At 68.8% G+C, this 644-nt stretch carries 1 protein-coding gene; it reads left to right on the forward strand.

Features of this window, described 5'->3' with window-relative positions; translation table 11 throughout:
- On the forward strand, positions 1 to 417 hold a 417-nt coding region (locus ACSNOG_RS32875; RefSeq protein ID WP_436756353.1), incomplete at its 5' end, for an FG-GAP repeat domain-containing protein.
- Positions 418 to 644 lie beyond the last annotated feature (227 nt).

The following is a 644-nucleotide window of genomic DNA, read 5'->3' on the forward strand; positions in this document are numbered from 1 at the left end:
TCCGACACCGGTCAGCTCTTCCTCTACCCGGGCACCGGGAAGCAGGGCCTGGACGCCCTCGGCAGCCGTGTCGAGATCGGTACGGGCGGCTGGAACGGCATGAACAAGGTCGTCCCGGGCGACTTCAACGGCGACGGCAAGCCGGACCTCGTGGCCACCAAGAGCGAGACCGGCGAGCTCTTCCTGTACCCCGGTACGGGCAAGCCGGGCCTGGACGCGCTCGCCAAGCGCATCGAGATCGGCACCGACGGCTGGAACGGCATCTCCGACTACGCCGCCGCCGACTTCGACAAGGACGGGATCGACGACCTCGCCGCGGTCGACTCCGCACCCCACAAGACCGGCAAGCTCTACGTCTACCGGGGCAACGGCAAGGGCTTCGCCAAGCGCGTCGAGGTCGGCTCCGGCGGATGGTGACGCGCTGCACCAGCGGCTGACACCACGCCAGTTCCAGAAGCAGGGAGCGGAGGAGGCCGGGCGTCACGACCAGCCCGGCCTCCCTTCCCTCACCACCTTCTTGTTCCTGCCCTTCTCCCATGCCGCCCTTTCCGGAGAACGCATATGAACCGCAGACGTGGGCTCTTCCTGCCCGCGCTCACCGCTGCCGCGGCCCTGTCCCTCTCCCTGCAGATGACCGGACCCGC

It is taken from the genome of Streptomyces sp. URMC 124 (genome assembly GCF_051386455.1).
In the GTDB taxonomy this organism is placed as follows: Bacteria; Actinomycetota; Actinomycetes; order Streptomycetales; family Streptomycetaceae; genus Streptomyces.